Raw genomic sequence first — 18,480 nt, 5'->3', positions numbered from 1 at the left:
GATCCTATATATGCTGAAATGTAACTCGACAACAGCAATATGCTATTTTTTTGGGCTAATGCGCAGATACGCCAATGTACCCACCACCATCCAAATAGCTAGTATCGCAAAATTTCCGTAGAGTTTATGTGCTCCAAAATCCATTTCAAACAAAAAGATCATGATCGAATTTATGGCTCCATGAGTAAGTACTGCGGGCCAAACACTTTTGGAGTTGATGGTGATCATCCCCATAAAGAATGAAATAAAAACCGTCGTTACCGGAAATATTAAAAATGCTCCCAAGACTGGATACTCTGGATAATTAAATCCATTAATGATCAACGGAAAGTGCCAAAACCCCCACAACACGCCTAAAAAGGTAAGTGATTTGAAAGTGCTGTTGGTCTCCAGAAGCTTCTTTTGCAAAAAACCTCTCCACCCTATCTCTTCGCCCATAGTTAATAGCCCTGTAATCAACGAAAAAATAATTCCCGTAACCAAGAAATTAAGAACAAAAAATGGAAGACTTTGAGCATCTGCACCCAAGAGCAGAGGTATCTCTATATCATCTACTACATCCCCTTTTATAGTATAGGCATAGTTGGTAGCAATTCCCAATTTTTCGATTAGCAGAATACCCAGCAAGGTAATTGCAATAGGTATGAGTAGGCTTAAGATTAAGTATAGTGGTTTTCTTATTTTCCAATCGATATAACCTAAACCCGTTTTTGTCTTTACCAAATACCAAATGGCTCCAATAGCTGGAAAAAACATGCTAATCCCGATAACCAAGTCAAAAAACTGATACTCCTCTCCTCCATTATAAATCGCAAAAATTTGGAAAGCATAAGTGACTATCAATAAAACTATAATATAAATCCAGACATTCTTTTCTAATTTGATCATTTGGTGAAGATTAGTTTAAACGGATACGAGTTGTTTTATGTAGTTACTAGGAGTATCATTCATCTCCAACTTAAAAGCTTTATTAAAAGTGGATTTTGAATTAAACCCAACATCCATAGAAAGCGCCAAAATGGTATGCTGATGATGTTCGTTATTGTCTATTTTCTTGATAAACTCCTTTATACGATAATGATTGATGTAATCATAAAAGTTGGTTTGTAATACCTGATTAAGATACCAGGATAGATTATGTGTTGATGTATTGAGATGTTGCGCAAGATCCCTTAATGTAAGGTTGCTTTGTAAGTATAATTTATCTTCCTCAATAGCATGCTGCAAGCGTTCTTTTAATAAAGAAATAGCTCTTTCGGGCATTCGTTGCGGTTTGGATTTGGTTTTTTCGACGGGTAAAGGGATTCTAAAAAGCTCGGGTTCTTTCAAACTATAGTATCCAATTACAAAAATGAAAACCGATAGCCCTACCCACAAGGAATCGTACCCTATAGGATATAGCGAATAACTAAAAAACTTCAGTGCAATAAAACTGACCAACCATACCAACAAAAAAACACCCACCGATATCTGAAAGAGGATCAAAAAAGAGATCAGATTTTGACTATAGGACACCCTATTTTTTTCCTCTCGTTTATATTTTGCGATCAGATTTACATTTAACCCCCAGTAAAATAGATTGGATAGAATACCCCCACCTTCAATGATAAAGAAAGGAAGGTTAAAAGCTCCCGAATTCACTTTTTGGATATAGTCCTCTAAACTAAAGGTCATTCCATATACAAAAAATAAAAAATGAAGTCCAGCCGGGATAAAATGGATCCAGGAGAGTCTATACTGTTCATTTTCTAGAAAAGCCAAACGGCGTATGTAACCGTAGCAAAGTGGTCCAAAAACAAAAATTACTACATCAATTAGCACCGTCCATCGAAATAGCATTGGTGTTAGAAACCTAAAGTAAATCATTCTGCCTATTAGCATCACCACGGCGATAAGAAGAATAGAGGATAATATGGTATTTGCTCCTTTGTTCTTCCCTTTTAAAAGCTGTATGGTAATCGCCAAAAAGATACCCTGGCTTATCCCCAAAAAAAGTATGAGATCAATAAATTCGAATGTAATCACTAACAAAGAATTAAACTGCATACAAAATTATATTTCTTTCTTACGTTTTTCGACCGAATGGATATACTCACACCTAAAAATTATCGATGTTGTGCATATATTTTGGGGGTATTGCTCTTGCCTAACACGGTATATATTTCATTGCTCAAACTAGTTAGGCCGGATAATGAAAAACCTTCTTCCAATTGCTTTTGGTTACGAATCCCCAGCACCGCCGAACTAATCGCTGGATGTTGAAGCACATACTGTATTGCTGTTCTGCCTATAGGTTGATCTGATACCGTTACCTCCTTCAATACATCTATGGTATTTTGTACCTCTGTCTCTGTATATCCCAAATACTCTTTTGCTGGTTTTCCCGCCAAAAGCCCTTTGGCCAGTGTCCCTCTAGCCAAAACACCAATATTATTTTCATGAAGCAACTGCAAACAAGCTTCTTCTGCCCTTCTATCCAAAAGACTATACTGCATCATCACGCTTGTTATGTTTGATCGATCCACATACTCTCGAATCACATTAGGACGAATGGATGAAATACCATAATACCGTATTTTGCCTTCTTTTTGCAAGGTTTCAAAAGCGTCAATAATTTCATCAATAGGGTCTTCTATAGTTCCACCGTGCAATTGGTACAAATCGATATAATCGGTTTGCAATCGTTTCAGGCTTTGTTCTACTGCTTTTACAATATAATCTTTGCTAGGATTCCAATCCCAACCACTTCTGTTTGGTCGTAACTGATTACCCACTTTTGTGGCAAGAATTATGCCTTTTCGATGTTGTTTTAAGGCATTTCCTACCAAGATTTCATTCTTACCACCATCATATAAATCTGCGGTATCAAAAAAATTAACTCCGTAATCAATGGCAGAATGTAATAATCGTTCTGATTCTGGGTTGTTCCAATCCAAAGACATACCACCAAAAGAAACTTCGCTGATGTTGATGTCTGAATGTCCTAGTTTACGGTAGTTCACCTGTTAAGTTTTATCTAAAGATACTTTCAAAAATGATAAAATGCATCTTCAAGATGCTCAATCCGTGTTCCTAATTTATTTTGAATGATCGCAATGATGTCAAAACGTACCTGATGATCCAGATCATTTTCTGTCATAAAATGATCCATTGCTTTTACCAAAGATTGAATTTGTTTCGGTTTTACAAAATCCTGGGGATTCCCAAACTCTGGGGTACTTCTGGTTTTTACTTCTACAGCAATGACCACCTCATCTTTTTGTGCGATGATATCTACTTCTGATTTCTGATACCTAAAGTTTCTTTGTAAAATAGCATACCCTCTTTGCTGCAAATGATCTACAGCTAGTTGTTCTCCTTTTTTACCAAGCTTATTGTGTTCTGCCATCGCTATTTATAATTTAGCACCACCTGATTTGTACCTACTTCTAAAGAAGCTTCGGCTCCAAAAACAAGAGCTCGATTATCTTCTATATGCCCCATGGGGAATTTAAACGCCACAGGGAAATCGTATGCTTTCACAATATCCAAAATGATCTGTTTGGACTTTTTACCAAAAGGAATGTTGTTGTCATGCATTTTTTTCATTCCACCTACAATCAAGCCCGCCAGGTTATCAAAATATCCATTTCGCTTTAGATTTTGCAGCATACGATCAATATGATACAAATACTCATCCAGATCTTCGATACATAAAATCTTACCAGAAGTATCTATGGCGGATTCAGAACCACAAAGTGAATACAGAATAGATAAATTTCCTCCCACCAACTGGCCAGAAACTTTACCCAAAATATTTTTCTTTGAAGTTTCGATCGAATACCCTTCACTATGCCCGAAAATTGTGGCTTTAAAAGCATCGATTGCAGCTTTTGTTCCTCGATGAAAATCTACCGGCATTGGTGCATGTATCGTTGCTACTCCCAGGTTATGAATATGAGAGTGTAAAACGGTGATATCAGAATAACCAATAATCCACTTTGGATGTTTCATAAACTTAGAGAAATCGATTTGATCGATGATTCTAACCGTACCATACCCTCCTCGAGCACACCAAATGGCCTTTATTTGGGGATCATCTAACATATTTTGAAAGTCTGCAGCTCGATCCCTGTCTGATCCCGCAAATTGATGTTCTGCCTTCTCAATTGTTGAACCTATTACTGGTACTAAACCCCAGCTTTTTATGATACTTAAAGAATCCTTGATCTCTCTGTTTTCGATCTTTCGAGCGGTAGATACGATGGCTATTTTGTCTCCTTCCCTTAAAAATTCAGGCTTAAACATGTATTAAATTTTCAAAATATGATACTAATTAACAAATACTTTCGTTATAATCTATTATATTGTGTTGAATTTGTCCCTCAACTTTACGATTAAAATCTTATGCCTATGATCTCTGATACTACATGTAATCTGGATTCCTTGGATGTATATGTTCCCACACCGGAGAACCCTTGGAATGTTACGAAAATAAATCATTTGTATCGTCGGATTGGTTTTGGTGCTTCAAAAGCTGAAGTACTAGCCGCACTATCCCAAAATGACCCCTCTGCACTTGTTGACACTTTAATTGACGAGGCTCTTGCACTAAATGCTACTCCACCTCCACTATGGGGATTCTGGAATAGAGACCAATTTGAAGCCGCCGAGGATGCCAACCCTGATAACGATACTGGTTTTTACCGTAGAGAGGGAAAAAATCAAATGATCAACGATCTTATTCAAAACAAAGTTCGTGAACGACTTACCTTATTCTGGAGCAATCACTTTGTAACCGAAGACGACACTTATCGAAGTCCTGCGTACCAATCTCAATACTATAACCTATTGCAGATTCATGCGCTTGGGAATTTTAGAGACTTTGTATACGATATCGGTATTTCGAATGCGATGTTGGTTTACCTTAATGGAGATGAAAATGTAAGGGATAGACCTAATGAAAATTATGCTCGAGAGCTGTATGAATTATTTACCCTTGGTGTAGATAATGATTATACAGAAGATGATATTCAAGAAACTTCAAAAGCCTTAACCGGGTATGTAGACACTAATGATATTCCTTGGGGAGACATTTTGTTTAACCCTGGGCAATTCAGTAATGATACCAAAACCATATTTGGACAAACCGGAAACTGGAACTACGATGATGTAATCAATATTTTGTTCCAGCAAAGAGCAACTCAGGTAGCTACTTTTATCTGTACAAAATTGTATGCTTACTTTGTAAGTCCTACCTGTAGCGAAGCTGTTGTGGCGCAAATGGCGCAGACCTTTATCGACAACAATTTCCAAATTGCTCCTGTTCTCCGCCAATTATTTAAGAGTCAGCATTTCTTTAATCAAGAAGCTATTGGTGCGATTATTAAAAGTCCATGTGACTTATTAATCTGTTTCTATAATGAACTAGGATTTCAACTTCCGGTTGATGTGAATGATTATGTACGAGGGGCTGTTCGGGTTTTAGGTCAGGATGTACTTAATCCTATAGACGTAGAAGGATGGCAAGGAGATGGAGACTGGATTAGCCCGGATCTTTTGATTGGTAGATGGGAAAGTGTTCGATTCATTATCAATCAAAGCTGGAATCAAAATCAACAGCAATTTAGAGATTTTGTGGTAGGTCTTCCTATCGGAAACACTACCGACGGTAATCTAGATCCTAGTCTTAGTGGTCCAGAAGTAGATATTGTTGTACGCGCTCTTGTCAATTATTTCTTTCCAAGAGGAATCGCAGACGATGTTATTTTTAATGAAATTTCAGGTGTTTTTAGGGATATAGATGCATTCCCGCCTAGTTACTACGAACCAGACGCAGTAGATCCTGCTATCTGGAGGTTAGATCGCCCCGAAGTGGCAGAGCAGTTTGTTGCCCTTCTGAATTATATTGTAGACATCCCTGAATTTCAACTTAAATAAACCGCTATGTGCCAAAATCATAATCACAACCCCAGTAAAATAAAATTAGATAAGCACGGTAATTGTAATACCGACGAACATAAAAAGTGGAACCGAAGATCATTCTTACAAGCTCTTGGTCTTGTAGGCGGAGGAAGCATGATGTTAGCCAACACTCCTCTATCGGTATCGGGACCATCAGCCTTAAGTAGAGCTCTTGCTCAAGGAACAGATCCCGAAAACGATAAGATATTGGTTATTGTACGTCTGCAAGGAGGTAATGACGGTTTTAATACCATTATTCCCGTATACGACTATGATGTATATGCCAATGCACGACCGTTGATCAGGATACCTCCTAGTGAGTTTATCTCTCTAACCGATGATTTTGCAATGCCAAAACCCATGAACAAACTAGAAGGCGTATGGGGAGAAGGACAAATGCGAGTAGTACATGGTGTGGGATACGAAGGTTCTTCATTATCACATTTTAAGGGATCGGATATTTATGCGAATACCAATTTGCAGGAAGATGATCGAACTGGGTTTATGGGACGATATTTTAGTGATATATACGACGATTACTATTTTAACCCACCACCAAGCCCACCATCGATACAAATCGGAAGTATTGGTAACTTAATTTTTAAAGGTCCTGAAAACGATTTTTCTTTTGCCGTTTCTGATCCTAGAAGATTATTACAGATCATAGAAAATGAAACCTTCTATAATCTGGACGATATCGATGAAAACTGTACTTATGGAGATCGATTAAGGTTCTTAAGAGAAGCAACGAATACTACGTTCAATTATGCCGATGTCATTAGTGCCGCTTATGAGCGTTCTACAGATTTTGGTGGATATCTAGATGATAGTATGGGTAGACAATTTAGTATCATTGCCCGTTTAATCAAAGGAGGACTAGGAACCAAAGTATTTCTGGTTACTCTGGGAGGTTTTGACACGCACAATAATCAAATCCAAAGACATCAGCAATTGTTGACCTCTTTCTCTGAAGGAGTGAGTAATTTCTACGCCGATCTTGCTGCCGCAGGGTGGGATGACAAGGTGTTGTCGATGACCATTTCGGAGTTTGGAAGACGATTTAGAGAAAATGGTTCACTAGGTACCGATCACGGTACTGCCGCACCTATCATGTTCTTCGGAACCGGCCTTAACGGCAATGGTTTTGTTGGAGAACATCCAGATATCAATAGCTTAACCCGTGGTGGAAACGTTACAGAAACTATGGATTTCAGACAGGTATATTCTACCGTAATGAAAGACTGGTTATGTATTGATCCACAAATGGTAGACAGAGCATTACTTGGTGCTCAGTTTGAATCTTTGGATATCGGATTTAACTGTTCTGGAACAAATCCAAATATTCCAAATGATGGTGAAAGCTTAACACACATCCCTACCTACAGTGATAGTCAAACCTTTATTAATATTGTGAGTCCAGCGACCACACATATTGAGGTTTCTCTATACAATATTGTCGGACAAAAAGTGGCGGTGTTGGCCAACGAAATGCTTATGGAAGGTAGAGATCTTATCATCAATGTTAAGGAAGCTGCCAATACCCGATTAAGCACGGGACCATATGTATATCAGATTGAAACCAACAGCGGTAACTTTAGCAAGTCGATTGTAATTTCGTAAACATACCATAACCCGTCATAGTTATTCTTAAAATTGAATCTTTGACGGGTTCTTTTTGACCTCGTTTTTATTACCTTTGTGCCTTTATTTTAAGTTATGAGCACCAAGGGAAGATACACCATTACAGCAGCATTACCGTATACCAACGGACCAATTCATATCGGACATTTAGCAGGAGTTTACGTGCCTGCAGATATCTATTCGCGTTACCTAAGAATTACTGGCCAGGACGTTGCCTTTATTTGCGGTAGTGACGAACACGGTGCTGCCATCCCGATGCGTGCCAAAAAAGAAGGTGTATCTCCACAAGTGATTATCGACAAATACCATGCTATCATCAAAAAGTCTTTTGCTGATTTTGGAATTTCGTTTGACAATTACTCGAGAACCTCTGCTCCTATTCATCATAAAACAGCTTCAGAGTTTTTTGAAAAAATGTATGCCAATGGGCAGTTTATAGAAGAAACTTCTGAGCAATTATATGATCCAGAAGCCGATCAATTTTTGGCCGACAGATTTGTAACGGGTACGTGTCCCAAATGCGGACATGAAGAAGCTTATGGGGATCAGTGCGAAAACTGTGGAAGCTCTTTGAATGCCACCGACCTCATTAATCCAAAATCTACAATATCAGGTGCAGAACCCGTTTTGAAAAAAACCAAGCACTGGTTTTTACCGCTGGATCAATATGAAGATTTTCTGAAAGAGTGGATACTAAAAGGACATAAAAAAGATTGGAAAGCCAATGTATACGGGCAAATAAAATCCTGGATCGATGATGGTTTACGTCCAAGAGCGGTAACTCGTGATCTGGATTGGGGAATCCCGGTACCGGTAGAAGGAGCCGAAGGGAAAGTGTTGTATGTATGGTTTGATGCCCCTATTGGTTATATCTCTTCTACCAAAGAATGGGCAGAAAGAGAAGGAAAAGACTGGGAGCCTTATTGGAAAGATAAAGACACCAAATTGGTGCATTTTATCGGGAAAGATAATATCGTTTTTCACTGTATTATTTTCCCGAGTATGCTAAAAGCAGAAGGAAGTTATGTATTACCAGAAAATGTACCTGCGAATGAGTTTTTAAACCTGGAAGGAAATAAACTTTCTACTTCCAAAAATTGGGCGGTTTGGCTACATGAATATCTGGAAGAGTTTCCCGACAAACAAGATGTATTGCGTTATGTATTAACCGCCAATGCACCAGAAACCAAAGACAATGATTTTACCTGGAAGGACTATCAGGCGCGTAATAATAATGAGCTTGTAGCCATTTTTGGTAACTTTATTAATCGTGTAGTGGTATTGACGCATAAATACTATAATGGGGTGGTTCCCACACCAAGCCAATTCTCTGAGGTTGATGAACAAACCCTTAAAGAATTAAAAGCCTATCCTGCGGTTATTGCCAGCTCTATAGAACGTTATCGTTTTAGAGAAGCCAGCCAGGAATTAATGAATGTAGCTCGATTAGGAAATAAATATTTGGCAGATGAAGAACCTTGGAAGTTGATCAAGACCGATGAGCAACGCACACAAACAGTAATGTATGTGGCTCTGCAAATTGCTTCTGCCCTGGCGACTTTGTGTGAACCTTTTTTGCCATTTACTTCCGAGAAATTGAAACAAACTTTGGCGATTTCATCCAACGATGAGGCTGCAGGATGGAATGATATTGCTCAAAAAGAAGTGCTACTGCCTGCTGGACATCAAATCGAAAAAGGAGGATTACTATTCTCTAAAGTAGAAGATGCTGAAATCCAAAAACAATTGGATAAACTAGAAGCTACCAAAAAAGCCAACGAAGCCGAAAACAAAGCAATAGAACCGCAAAAAGACACGACTACTTTTGAAGACTTTACTAGGTCGGATATGCGCGTAGGTACCATCATTGAAGCCGAAAAAATGCCTAAGGCCAAAAAGTTATTGGTGCTTAAGGTAGATACTGGTATCAATACAAGAACCATCGTTTCGGGTATCGCCGAGCACTTTTCTCCAGAAGAAATCGTGGGTAAAAAAGTAACAGTTTTGGTCAATCTAGCCCCAAGAAAACTACGTGGTGTAGAAAGTGAAGGTATGATTTTGATGACCGAAACTCCAGAGGGTAAATTAGTGTTCTTAAATCCAGACGAAGATGGTGTTCTTCCTGGAGCTGTGATTAGTTAAAGAATATTCAACATAGCTTTTCGTACCTTAATTCTTATAACGGATTTTGATTATTCCTCAGACTCCAAGTCTTTTCTAAGATCCAATTTTCTGAAGGCCGGAGAAATGATAGAAGTGAGAACCACGGTAAGCAACGTCATACTACCGCCAAATACTACTGCGGTAACCGTACCCATATATTTGGCGGTAATACCACTTTCGAAAGCTCCCAATTCGTTTGAGGATCCTACGAATATAGAATTTACAGAAGATACTCTTCCTCGCATATGATCTGGAGTCTTAAGCTGCAGTATCGTTTGCCGAACTACCATTGAAATACCATCGGTGACTCCACTAAAGAACAGCGCTACTACCGAGATCCAAAACACAGAAGAAAGACCAAATACAATGATACAGATCCCGAACCCGAAAACGGCTAGTAGTAATTTTTTTCCTGCATTTTTACTAATAGGAAAATAAGCCGTGGTAAACATGATGATGAATGCTCCCACAGCAGGAGCAGCTCTTAAGATTCCAAAACCTTGAGGTCCTACTTTAAGAATATCCTGAGCAAAAACCGGTAATAAAGCAACGGCTCCTCCAAAAAGAACCGCCACCATATCCAAGGTAAGGGCTCCCAGGATCGCTTTAGTCTTAAAAACGAATCGAATTCCTTCTTTTAAACTTTCCAACACAGGCTCCCCAATATTAGGATTCATTATTGGTTTTTTAGGAATCCTAAATAGACAAACAAAAGCCAGTGATGCCCAACCAACAATAACCAACATAGACCAGTGCACCCCGATCAAATTGATAGCAAAACCAGCCAAAGCAGGTCCTAATACAGCGCCTATTTGCCAGGTGGAACTGCTCCAGGTGGCAGCATTAGGATATACTTTCTTCGGCACCAATAATGCCAGTAGTGAAAAAATAGTAGGCCCCAAAAACGCGCGTACTACGCCTCCAAGAAAGACCAGTATATATATCCCTAATAAAATAGTGGATTGTTTGAAAGAAACAGCTACTTCAGGTAATGTAAGCAGGAATAGCCCTATGCTAATCCCCAGAAAACCCAAAATACAAATCCGTAATAAATTCTTCTTTTCTTTCTGGTCTACAATATGCCCTGCAAACAAGGCTAAAGACAACGCCGGAATCACCTCCATCAAACCTATTATCCCTAAAGAAAGTGGGTCTTTGGTGATACTATAGACTTGCCATTCAATAACTATAAATTGCATGGTCCATGCCATGACCAAAGAAAAACGGATTAATAAAAAAATGCTAAATTCTTGATATCGTAATGCCTGATACGGATCGTTTTTCATTAAAAAGAGAAGTTTATCTGGGCAAAGGTATATATTACAGGAACATTCATTTCAAAATAAAATCTTAAATCATTTTAATACCAAAAAAGATAGTATATCTTCGTTTGTGTTTTTATGAATTTATTGCTGCCGTACATTACATGCTCAAAATAGCTTATCATCCTATTTATACCCATCCATTACCCAATGGTCATCGATTTCCGATGATAAAATATGAGCTATTACCAAAGCAGTTGATCCATGAAGGAACTTGTGAAGAAGAGAACTTTTTCACTCCAGAAATCCCTGATCCAAAACCCATACTTGCAGTTCATACCGAGGATTATTACAAGAGTTTACAAGAACTTTCCATTCCGCGAAAGGAAGCTAGAAAAATCGGTTTTCCGTTATCTCAAGAACTAGTAGATCGCGAAGTAATCATAGCCGATGGTACGATCAAAGCCACTCATTATGCCCTACAGTATGGTATTGCCATGAATATAGCTGGAGGCACGCATCATGCGTATACCGATCATGGAGAAGCATTTTGTTTACTCAATGATCAAGCTATTGGTGCCCGTTACTTGTTGCAGCAAAACTTGGCCAAAAAAATCCTGATTGTAGACCTGGATGTACACCAAGGAAATGGAACTGCCGAGATTTTTGCGAAAGATGATCTGGTGTTTACCTTCTCGATGCATGGAGCAAGCAACTACCCTTTTAAAAAAGAGACCTCTGATCTGGATATCGCATTACCTAACGATACCAATGATGAGGAGTATCTGGATATCCTGAAAAATACACTCCCCAAACTAATCGAAGAACAACAACCCGACTTTATTTTTTACTTGAGTGGTGTAGACATCTTGGGAACCGATAAATTAGGAAAACTGGGATGTAGTGTTAAAGGCTGCGCAGAACGCGACCGATTTGTTTTGCAAAGTTGTAAAGATCTACAAATCCCAGTGATGTGTTCGATGGGTGGTGGTTATTCGCCAGATATCAAAATTATTGTGGACGCACATGCCAATACTTTTAGGTTAGCACAAGACATTTTCTTCTGAAAAATACACCTAGTCGTTTGTAAACGGATATTTATTGTATCTTTCTAGTCCATAAAAACTTAGTTATGAGATTACGACTCACGTTCTTACTTTTTGTAATGATCATTTCGACAACCTTTGCGCAAGAGCAAGCATCAAATGTTTTAAAGCTTACCGAAGGCATGAATTCTCCCAAAGCATCATTGCAGGATGTTTCCTGGATTAGTGGATATTGGCGTGGAGAAGCTTTTGGAGGAATTACTGAAGAAATCTGGAGTGATCCCTTGGGAAACTCTATGATGTTTTCTTTTAAACTAGTCATAGACGGTAAAATCCAGTTCTACGAAGTAGGAGGCATTACCGAAGAAAATAATACACTCTTGTTACAGCTCAAACACTTTCATGGAGATTTTAAGGGTTGGGAAAAGAAAGATGAAACTGTTGATTTCAAGTTGGTAAAAGTCGAGAAAGATCGGATATATTTTGACGAGTTCACTTTCGAAAAAATAAGTGACTCCGAAATCAACCTTTATGTAGTCGTTCATAACAAAGATGGTTCTAGTGAAGAAGTAAAATTCAATTATAAGAGGAGGTAATTAATGACTAAGGAATGCCCAGTTTGTGGAACAAAAATTATAGGTCGAGCAGATAAAAAGTTCTGCAGCGATTATTGTCGTAATGCATTTAATAATCAATTAAATAAGGATAGCAAAAACCTTATCAGAAATATCAACAATCGATTGCGAAAAAACTATCGTATTCTTGAGGAGTTAAATCCTAATGAGAAAACCAAAACTACCAAAGCGAAACTTATCGCCAAGGGCTTCGACTTTCAGCATTTTACGAGTATTTACACCACAAAAACAGGAAATGTCTATTACTTTGTGTATGACCAAGGGTATCTGCCTCTAGAAAATGAGTTCTATGCTTTGGTAAAACGAAATAGTTGATTGGAAATTAGAAAAGGGAAGTCATTTGGGGTTTGAAGAGATTGATCTCGTCGATCAATACTCTTCAGGTTTTAAAAGATTTTGGTACGCTATTGGCAAAGAAGATCATTATAAATCTCTCCAATGTTGACTGTTAAGTTTTAAAGCAGCCTTCATCACATCTTTTTGACTGATCTGCCCTACTAACTTACCATCTTCAATAATTGGAAAGCGTCTTCTTTTGGTTTGCAAAAACTTATTGGCAGCATCAAAAATATTAATATTACCATCGATCGTTTCCACATCTTTTGCCATAAAATTCTCTACTTTGGCATCATCAATAGGCATGTTGTAATAACGGCTTTCATTAAGCTGTTTAATACAATCTCCCTCAGAGATAATCCCTAACAACTCATTGTTGTCATTAACTACTGGTCCTCCGGATATTTTATTCTTAACTAAGGTTTCAATAACTTCCATAACCGATTGATTTGGACGAAACGTAATCAAATCCCTTGTCATATAATCCGACACCTTAATGGGGGTATCATTTTGCTTTTTTACCTTTGATCTAGCCCCTTGAAAACTGATAATTCCCATAATGTTTAGTGATTTTGTGAATCTTAAATATAGTGATTTTCAAAAACTTAATCAAACCAAACACTGTGTTTCATCACCTCCAAACCCTATTTTTATGATCTCTTCAACGAATTCTTTGGTATCCTTTAATCGATAACATGTTTTTAAGTTAACCTTCAATTTAATTTGTAAATCTTTAATAATTGTGGCTAATTTCTTACCTTTAGCTAAACTGATACACAGATGCGAAAATTCTTTTCACTTTTCACCTTTATTCTCCTGATTCTTAGCATATTTTTCACTTTTTACACCTCAAAATCCCACAGCATTTCAGATTTGGATACTCCCGATCAGGAATTCTCTACCCTTAGAGCTCTTGAGCATGTCAAAAATATTGGGAAGGCTCCTCATTATCTAGGAAGCCCTGCGCACGAAGAGGCTATTGCTTATATCGTAGAAGAGTTGAAGAAAATGGGATTACAACCCGAAGTGCAAAAGGGATTTTCGGTAGGGAAGTCTGGAAATTGTAGCGAACCTCAAAACATTTTGGCAAAGATCAAAGGAAGTGGTGATGGTAAAGCAGTAATGTTGATGTCTCACTACGACAGCTCACAACATTCTTCTTTGGGAGCTAGTGATGCTGCAAGTGGAGTCGCCACTATTCTGGAGGGAGTACGAGCCTACTTGGCCACCAATAAAACACCAAAGAATGATATCATTCTTTGTATTACCGATGGAGAGGAATTAGGGTTAAACGGAGCAGATCTTTTTGTAAAGCAACACTCTTGGGCAAAAAATGTAGGTATTACCCTTAATTTTGAGGCAAGAGGAAGTGGTGGAGATTCGTATATGCTTATCGAGACCAACAGTAAGAATGGAAAATTAATGCAAGAATTTGCACAAGCCGGGGTGCAATATCCGGCTACAAATTCTTTGGCATATAGCATCTACAAAATGCTCCCTAACGACACCGACCTTACGGTACTAAGAGAGCAAGGGGATATCGAAGGATTTAATTTTGCCTTTATCGGTGATCATTTTGACTATCATACCGCAAATGATACCTGGCAAAATCTTGACCTCAGTACTTTGCAACATCAAGGAAGTTACCTGATGCCACTTCTATCATATTTTTCTGAATCTGATCTCAGCAATCTAAAATCCGACAAAGATTATATTTATTTCAGTACTCCTATTTTTAAATTGATCAAATATCCTTTTAGTTGGATATATGGGATATTAATTACCACTATTATCGTCTTTGTCCTATTAATGTTTTATGGCAAGGCGGCCTATCGCATCAACTTAAAAGATGTACTCCTAGGTTTTGGTGCTCTTTTGTCGTCCATGCTCCTGTCGGGTTTATTTACTTTTGGATTTTGGCAGTTACTGAACATCATCTATCCGCAATACAACGAGATCCAACATGGGTTTACCTATAATGGATACTATTACATTGCGTTTTTTGTCTTTCTGTCTATAGCTATTTGTTTTAAAATCTATGCTCGATTCAAGAAGCCACAAAATTTGCCAAGTATGATGATTGCCCCAATATGTATATGGCTGGTTATATCGACTTTGGCCGCTATGTATTTGAAAGGCGCTAGTTATTTTATCTTTATTGCAATATTTGGTTTGGTTTCTTTATTTGTACTTATCCGACAAAAAAGACCCAATCCTTATTTGATGGTCCTTTTATCCTTACCCTCAATTTTTATCCTGGCACAATTTATTGCGATGTTTCCTGTTGCACTTGGACTCAAAATTCTATTCGTATCCTCGGTACTATCGGTGTTGTTATTTGGTATTCTTTTACCAGTAATTGGCTTCTATAAAAGAAAAAATCTGGTAGGTAATATGGCTTTGGTGCTTTCATTAATTCTATTGATCACCGCCCACTTGAAATCAGATTTTACTGAAGAGCGACAAAAACCAAATAGCTTGGTGTATTTGTTGGATACAGATCAAAACAAAGCAGTTTGGGCCACCTATGATCACTTATTGGATCCCTGGACCCAGAATTATATCGACAAAACCTCAAATATTGCAGATACTTATAATAAAAATGCCCTACAGAGCAAATACGGAAGAGCGTTTACTTTTGCAAATCAAGCTCCAATCAAAACCATTCCTAATCCGAGAATTGACATCAGTAAAGACACTATAATTAATGGTCTTAGACATTTGGATCTGTGTATTGCTCCTCAAAGAGATATCCAAAGAATAGATCTGTATACTCAAACTATATTCAATTTTGATACATTGACAGTAAACGGCGAAACTGCTATCGATTTTGAACATTCTGATGGTAAAATATATAATGCCCTAACCAAACGCTGGAGAAATCGTTTGCTTACTTACTTTGTAAGCAACAACAAACCTTTGGAGTTAAAAATGAGTTTTCATAGAGATTCTTTGCCTAAATTTGTGATCTATGAGTCTTCTTATGATTTATTGCAAAATAAACATTTTACAATTCCGCCAAGAACCAAAGATATGATGCCTAAACCTTTCATATTGAATGACGCAGTAATTGTAAAAAAGAACTATGCTATTACGCAATATCAAGAAAAACCAAAAGACTCTATTTCAACAATACCTGAAGAAACGTCGACTCTAAATGAAGCAACAGATTAGTATCCTTGGACTGGGCTGGTTAGGACTCCCTACCGCATGCAAATTACTTGAACATGATTATTTAATAAAAGGTTCTACCACCTCGGCTCATAAGATTGAAAAACTACAAGACAAAGGGATTGACACCTACCTAATTGAATTAACCGAAGAAGGGCCAGTGGGTAACATGACTGGTTTTTTGGAAGGTAGCGAAATACTATTAATTAATGTTCCTCCCGGGTTGCGAAGAAATCCAGAAGTCAATTTTGTAGCTAAGATCGAAAGTGTCCTTCCTTTTATTGAAAAATCAACAGTGCAAAACGTGCTTTTTATAAGCTCTACGTCGGTTTTTGCCGATATTGAAGGATTTCCTTTAATTTCTCAAGAAACTCTTCCAAATGCTACTTCAAATGCTGGAAAACAGCTAATAAAGACTGAGCAATTGCTACAAAATAACAAACGCTTCCACACTACAATACTAAGATTTGCCGGTTTATTTGGTCCTGAACGACATCCGGCTAATATGTTATCGCGTAGATCGAACATCAAAAATCCAAAAGCACCAGTAAATTTGATTCACCTAGAGGATTGTATAGGTGTTATTTCTACTATAATAAAAACGGATCAGTGGAACACTGTTTTTAATGCTTCTTACCCCGATCATCGCGAAAAAGCAATATACTACTCCAAGGTTTGTGAACAACTGGGACTACCCCAACCAGATTATGATTTTGAATCAACGTCCAAAGGTAAAATCATAGTTTCGGATGAAATCCAACAAGATTTAGAATATTCTTTTCAGAAAGATCTGGAAACTAAATAACTCTTCCTCTTTTCCTGATATTTTCAATTTTTTTCCTTATCAAAATATCAATACATTAAACAAAAGGCTTAAAAATTAAAAAAATCATCGTTTTTTAACAATTTACTTATATATTTGTAAATACTAAATTGGTCGACCAATTTAGTATTATGAGATATTAACACAAACCTATTACAAATGAATCACACAAATTACAAGCGGTTGAACGATCAACCTCTGTCCTTACTTTTGGTGATCTGCATTTCATTTACACTCTTCTTTTTAGCCGGGTGCTCTCATGAAGAATTCTCAAATGAAAGCATTGAAACCAACATTGATCTCTCCAAAGCCATAGGTGATTGTACTTCTATTGCTTTAAAAGGTAACAACGGAAAATATGTAAGTTCTGAAAACGGCCTGCAACCTATGAACTGTAATCGGACTGCACAAGGTGCATGGGAAAAATACACATTGGTCGATGCAGGCAACGGGCAATTTGCTTTACAAGGAAATAATGGAAAATATGTAAGTTCTGAAAACGGAACCAAACCTATTACTTGTAACCGTACACAAATTGGATCCTGGGAAAAATTTACTTTCGAAAATCTCGGTAATGGTAACTATGCCATTAAAGGGAATAACGGAAAATACATTAGCTCAGAAAATGGAAGCAAGCCTATGACTTGTAATCGAACCAGTGCTCTTTCCTGGGAACGATTTACAGTAGAAGAACTCTGTGGTGGTAATCCTAATCCGGGAAGTAACACCCCCTATGACCTCCTTGGGTTAGTTAACTGGAAACTTAACGGTCTCTCTGGAACCAAGTCCAATAATCAATACGTAGACGAAATTCCTAATCTACCTTCTTACACAAATCCTGACTGGTTTTTTGTGCAAAACGGTTGGGCAAAATTTCAGGTATGGGCAGGTAGCGATACCTCCTCCGGATCTGGTAATCCGAGAATGGAATTAAGAGAACTTACTGCGAATGGAAGTGGTCTTATTTATTGGGACGGTACAACGAGTAAAGAACATCGTATGCGCTGGAAAGTACGGGTGGATCGCTTGCCTAGTTCTGGTAAAGTATGCTTTGGTCAAATACATGATAAAACCGACTTCTTCGATGATGTAATCCGTGTACAATGCCAGGGTAGTGCAAATCAAACTAGCGGTTCGGTAAAACTGCGAATCAACGGTTATGTTACAGAAGTATTAGAAGGCGGCGGAAAAACCGTGGGTAATTTCAATCTTGGCGAAGAGCTATATTTTGAATTGACCTATCAAAACAGCGTAGTAAAATTATACGAATTAAATACTAGTGGAAATCGTGTAAGAACCATATACACCTCTCAAAGTGCACCTGCCAAAGAAAACTATTTTAAAGCGGGATGCTATCTACAATCTATGAAAGGCAAAAGCTACAACAGTTCAGATTATGGCAGTGTGGCTATTAATAAATTAGAGGTATTTCATTAAATAATAGCAACACCCTTAATTTC

Annotated in this window: 16 protein-coding genes; 9 read left to right on the top strand and 7 right to left on the bottom strand. The window is 37.8% G+C overall.

Features of this window, described 5'->3' with window-relative positions:
* Positions 1-42: 42 nt before the first annotated feature.
* From AC0L3Q_RS02630 to AC0L3Q_RS02610, 5 genes are read right to left on the bottom strand one after another with little or no spacing between them, the layout of a single operon-like run.
* Positions 43-888 (bottom strand): CPBP family intramembrane glutamic endopeptidase, encoded by an 846-nt coding sequence (locus AC0L3Q_RS02630; RefSeq protein ID WP_473284867.1) that lies wholly within the window; start codon positions 886-888, stop codon positions 43-45.
* A gap of 15 nt (positions 889-903) precedes the next feature.
* A complete protein-coding gene (locus AC0L3Q_RS02625; protein WP_473284865.1) occupies positions 904-2,046 on the bottom strand; it encodes a helix-turn-helix domain-containing protein in 1,143 nt (380 codons plus the stop codon).
* A 59-nt stretch (positions 2,047-2,105) separates the two neighbouring features.
* Positions 2,106-3,002, bottom strand: a complete 897-nt coding sequence (locus AC0L3Q_RS02620; protein ID WP_473284863.1) for an aldo/keto reductase — start codon at positions 3,000-3,002, stop codon at positions 2,106-2,108.
* A 26-nt stretch (positions 3,003-3,028) separates the two neighbouring features.
* Positions 3,029-3,388, bottom strand: a complete 360-nt coding sequence (locus tag AC0L3Q_RS02615) for a YraN family protein (RefSeq protein ID WP_473284861.1) — start codon at positions 3,386-3,388, stop codon at positions 3,029-3,031.
* Between the two features lie 2 nt (positions 3,389-3,390).
* Entirely contained in the window at positions 3,391-4,287 is an 897-nt protein-coding gene (locus AC0L3Q_RS02610) for a S66 peptidase family protein (protein WP_473284859.1), read from the bottom strand.
* Between the two features lie 105 nt (positions 4,288-4,392).
* Between AC0L3Q_RS02610 and AC0L3Q_RS02605 the strand changes: the two genes are divergently transcribed.
* From AC0L3Q_RS02605 to metG, 3 genes are all read left to right on the top strand, one after another.
* Positions 4,393-5,919, top strand: coding sequence for a DUF1800 domain-containing protein (locus tag AC0L3Q_RS02605; RefSeq protein WP_473284857.1), 1,527 nt, complete (start codon positions 4,393-4,395; stop codon positions 5,917-5,919).
* A gap of 6 nt (positions 5,920-5,925) precedes the next feature.
* Complete coding sequence (locus AC0L3Q_RS02600; protein ID WP_473284855.1) at positions 5,926-7,563, top strand: DUF1501 domain-containing protein; 1,638 nt, start codon at positions 5,926-5,928, stop codon at positions 7,561-7,563.
* Between the two features lie 96 nt (positions 7,564-7,659).
* Positions 7,660-9,726 (top strand): methionine--tRNA ligase, encoded by a 2,067-nt coding sequence (gene metG / locus AC0L3Q_RS02595; RefSeq protein ID WP_473284853.1) that lies wholly within the window; start codon positions 7,660-7,662, stop codon positions 9,724-9,726.
* Positions 9,727-9,776: 50 nt separating this feature from the next.
* On the opposite strand, the gene AC0L3Q_RS02590 is transcribed toward metG, so the two are convergent.
* The gene (locus AC0L3Q_RS02590) at positions 9,777-11,033 is read right to left on the bottom strand and encodes an MFS transporter (RefSeq protein WP_473284851.1); all 1,257 of its coding nucleotides are present in this window, start codon (positions 11,031-11,033) and stop codon (positions 9,777-9,779) included.
* Between the two features lie 140 nt (positions 11,034-11,173).
* On the opposite strand from AC0L3Q_RS02590, the gene AC0L3Q_RS02585 reads away from it, so the two are divergent.
* From AC0L3Q_RS02585 to AC0L3Q_RS02575, 3 genes are all read left to right on the top strand, one after another.
* Positions 11,174-12,076 (top strand): histone deacetylase family protein, encoded by a 903-nt coding sequence (locus tag AC0L3Q_RS02585; RefSeq protein ID WP_473284849.1) that lies wholly within the window; start codon positions 11,174-11,176, stop codon positions 12,074-12,076.
* A 65-nt stretch (positions 12,077-12,141) separates the two neighbouring features.
* A complete protein-coding gene (locus AC0L3Q_RS02580) occupies positions 12,142-12,651 on the top strand; it encodes a DUF6265 family protein (RefSeq protein WP_473284847.1) in 510 nt (169 codons plus the stop codon).
* Between the two features lie 3 nt (positions 12,652-12,654).
* Complete coding sequence (locus AC0L3Q_RS02575; protein ID WP_473284846.1) at positions 12,655-13,005, top strand: hypothetical protein; 351 nt, start codon at positions 12,655-12,657, stop codon at positions 13,003-13,005.
* Positions 13,006-13,113: 108 nt separating this feature from the next.
* Here AC0L3Q_RS02575 and AC0L3Q_RS02570 read toward each other — a convergent pair whose 3' ends face one another.
* Complete coding sequence (locus AC0L3Q_RS02570) at positions 13,114-13,584, bottom strand: CBS domain-containing protein (RefSeq protein ID WP_473284844.1); 471 nt, start codon at positions 13,582-13,584, stop codon at positions 13,114-13,116.
* 222 nt (positions 13,585-13,806) lie between these two features.
* On the opposite strand from AC0L3Q_RS02570, the gene AC0L3Q_RS02565 reads away from it, so the two are divergent.
* The 3 genes from AC0L3Q_RS02565 (at position 13,807) to AC0L3Q_RS02555 (ending at position 18,457) form a co-directional block, all read left to right on the top strand.
* A complete protein-coding gene (locus AC0L3Q_RS02565) occupies positions 13,807-16,200 on the top strand; it encodes a M28 family peptidase (RefSeq protein ID WP_473284842.1) in 2,394 nt (797 codons plus the stop codon).
* Positions 16,184-17,002 carry a Rossmann-fold NAD(P)-binding domain-containing protein gene (locus tag AC0L3Q_RS02560; protein ID WP_473284840.1) on the top strand — a complete coding sequence of 273 codons (819 nt, stop codon included), beginning with the start codon at positions 16,184-16,186 and terminating at the stop codon, positions 17,000-17,002. The genes AC0L3Q_RS02565 and AC0L3Q_RS02560 overlap by 17 nt, the downstream gene beginning before the upstream one ends.
* Before the next feature lie 177 nt (positions 17,003-17,179).
* Entirely contained in the window at positions 17,180-18,457 is a 1,278-nt protein-coding gene (locus tag AC0L3Q_RS02555) for a polysaccharide lyase family 7 protein (RefSeq protein WP_473284838.1), read from the top strand.
* Positions 18,458-18,480: the final 23 nt, after the last annotated feature.

The sequence above is a fragment of the Aquimarina sp. KJ22-3 genome, from assembly GCF_055808215.1.
Note: the sequence above shows the minus strand (reverse complement) of the source record. Positions and strands in the feature narration are given on the sequence as shown.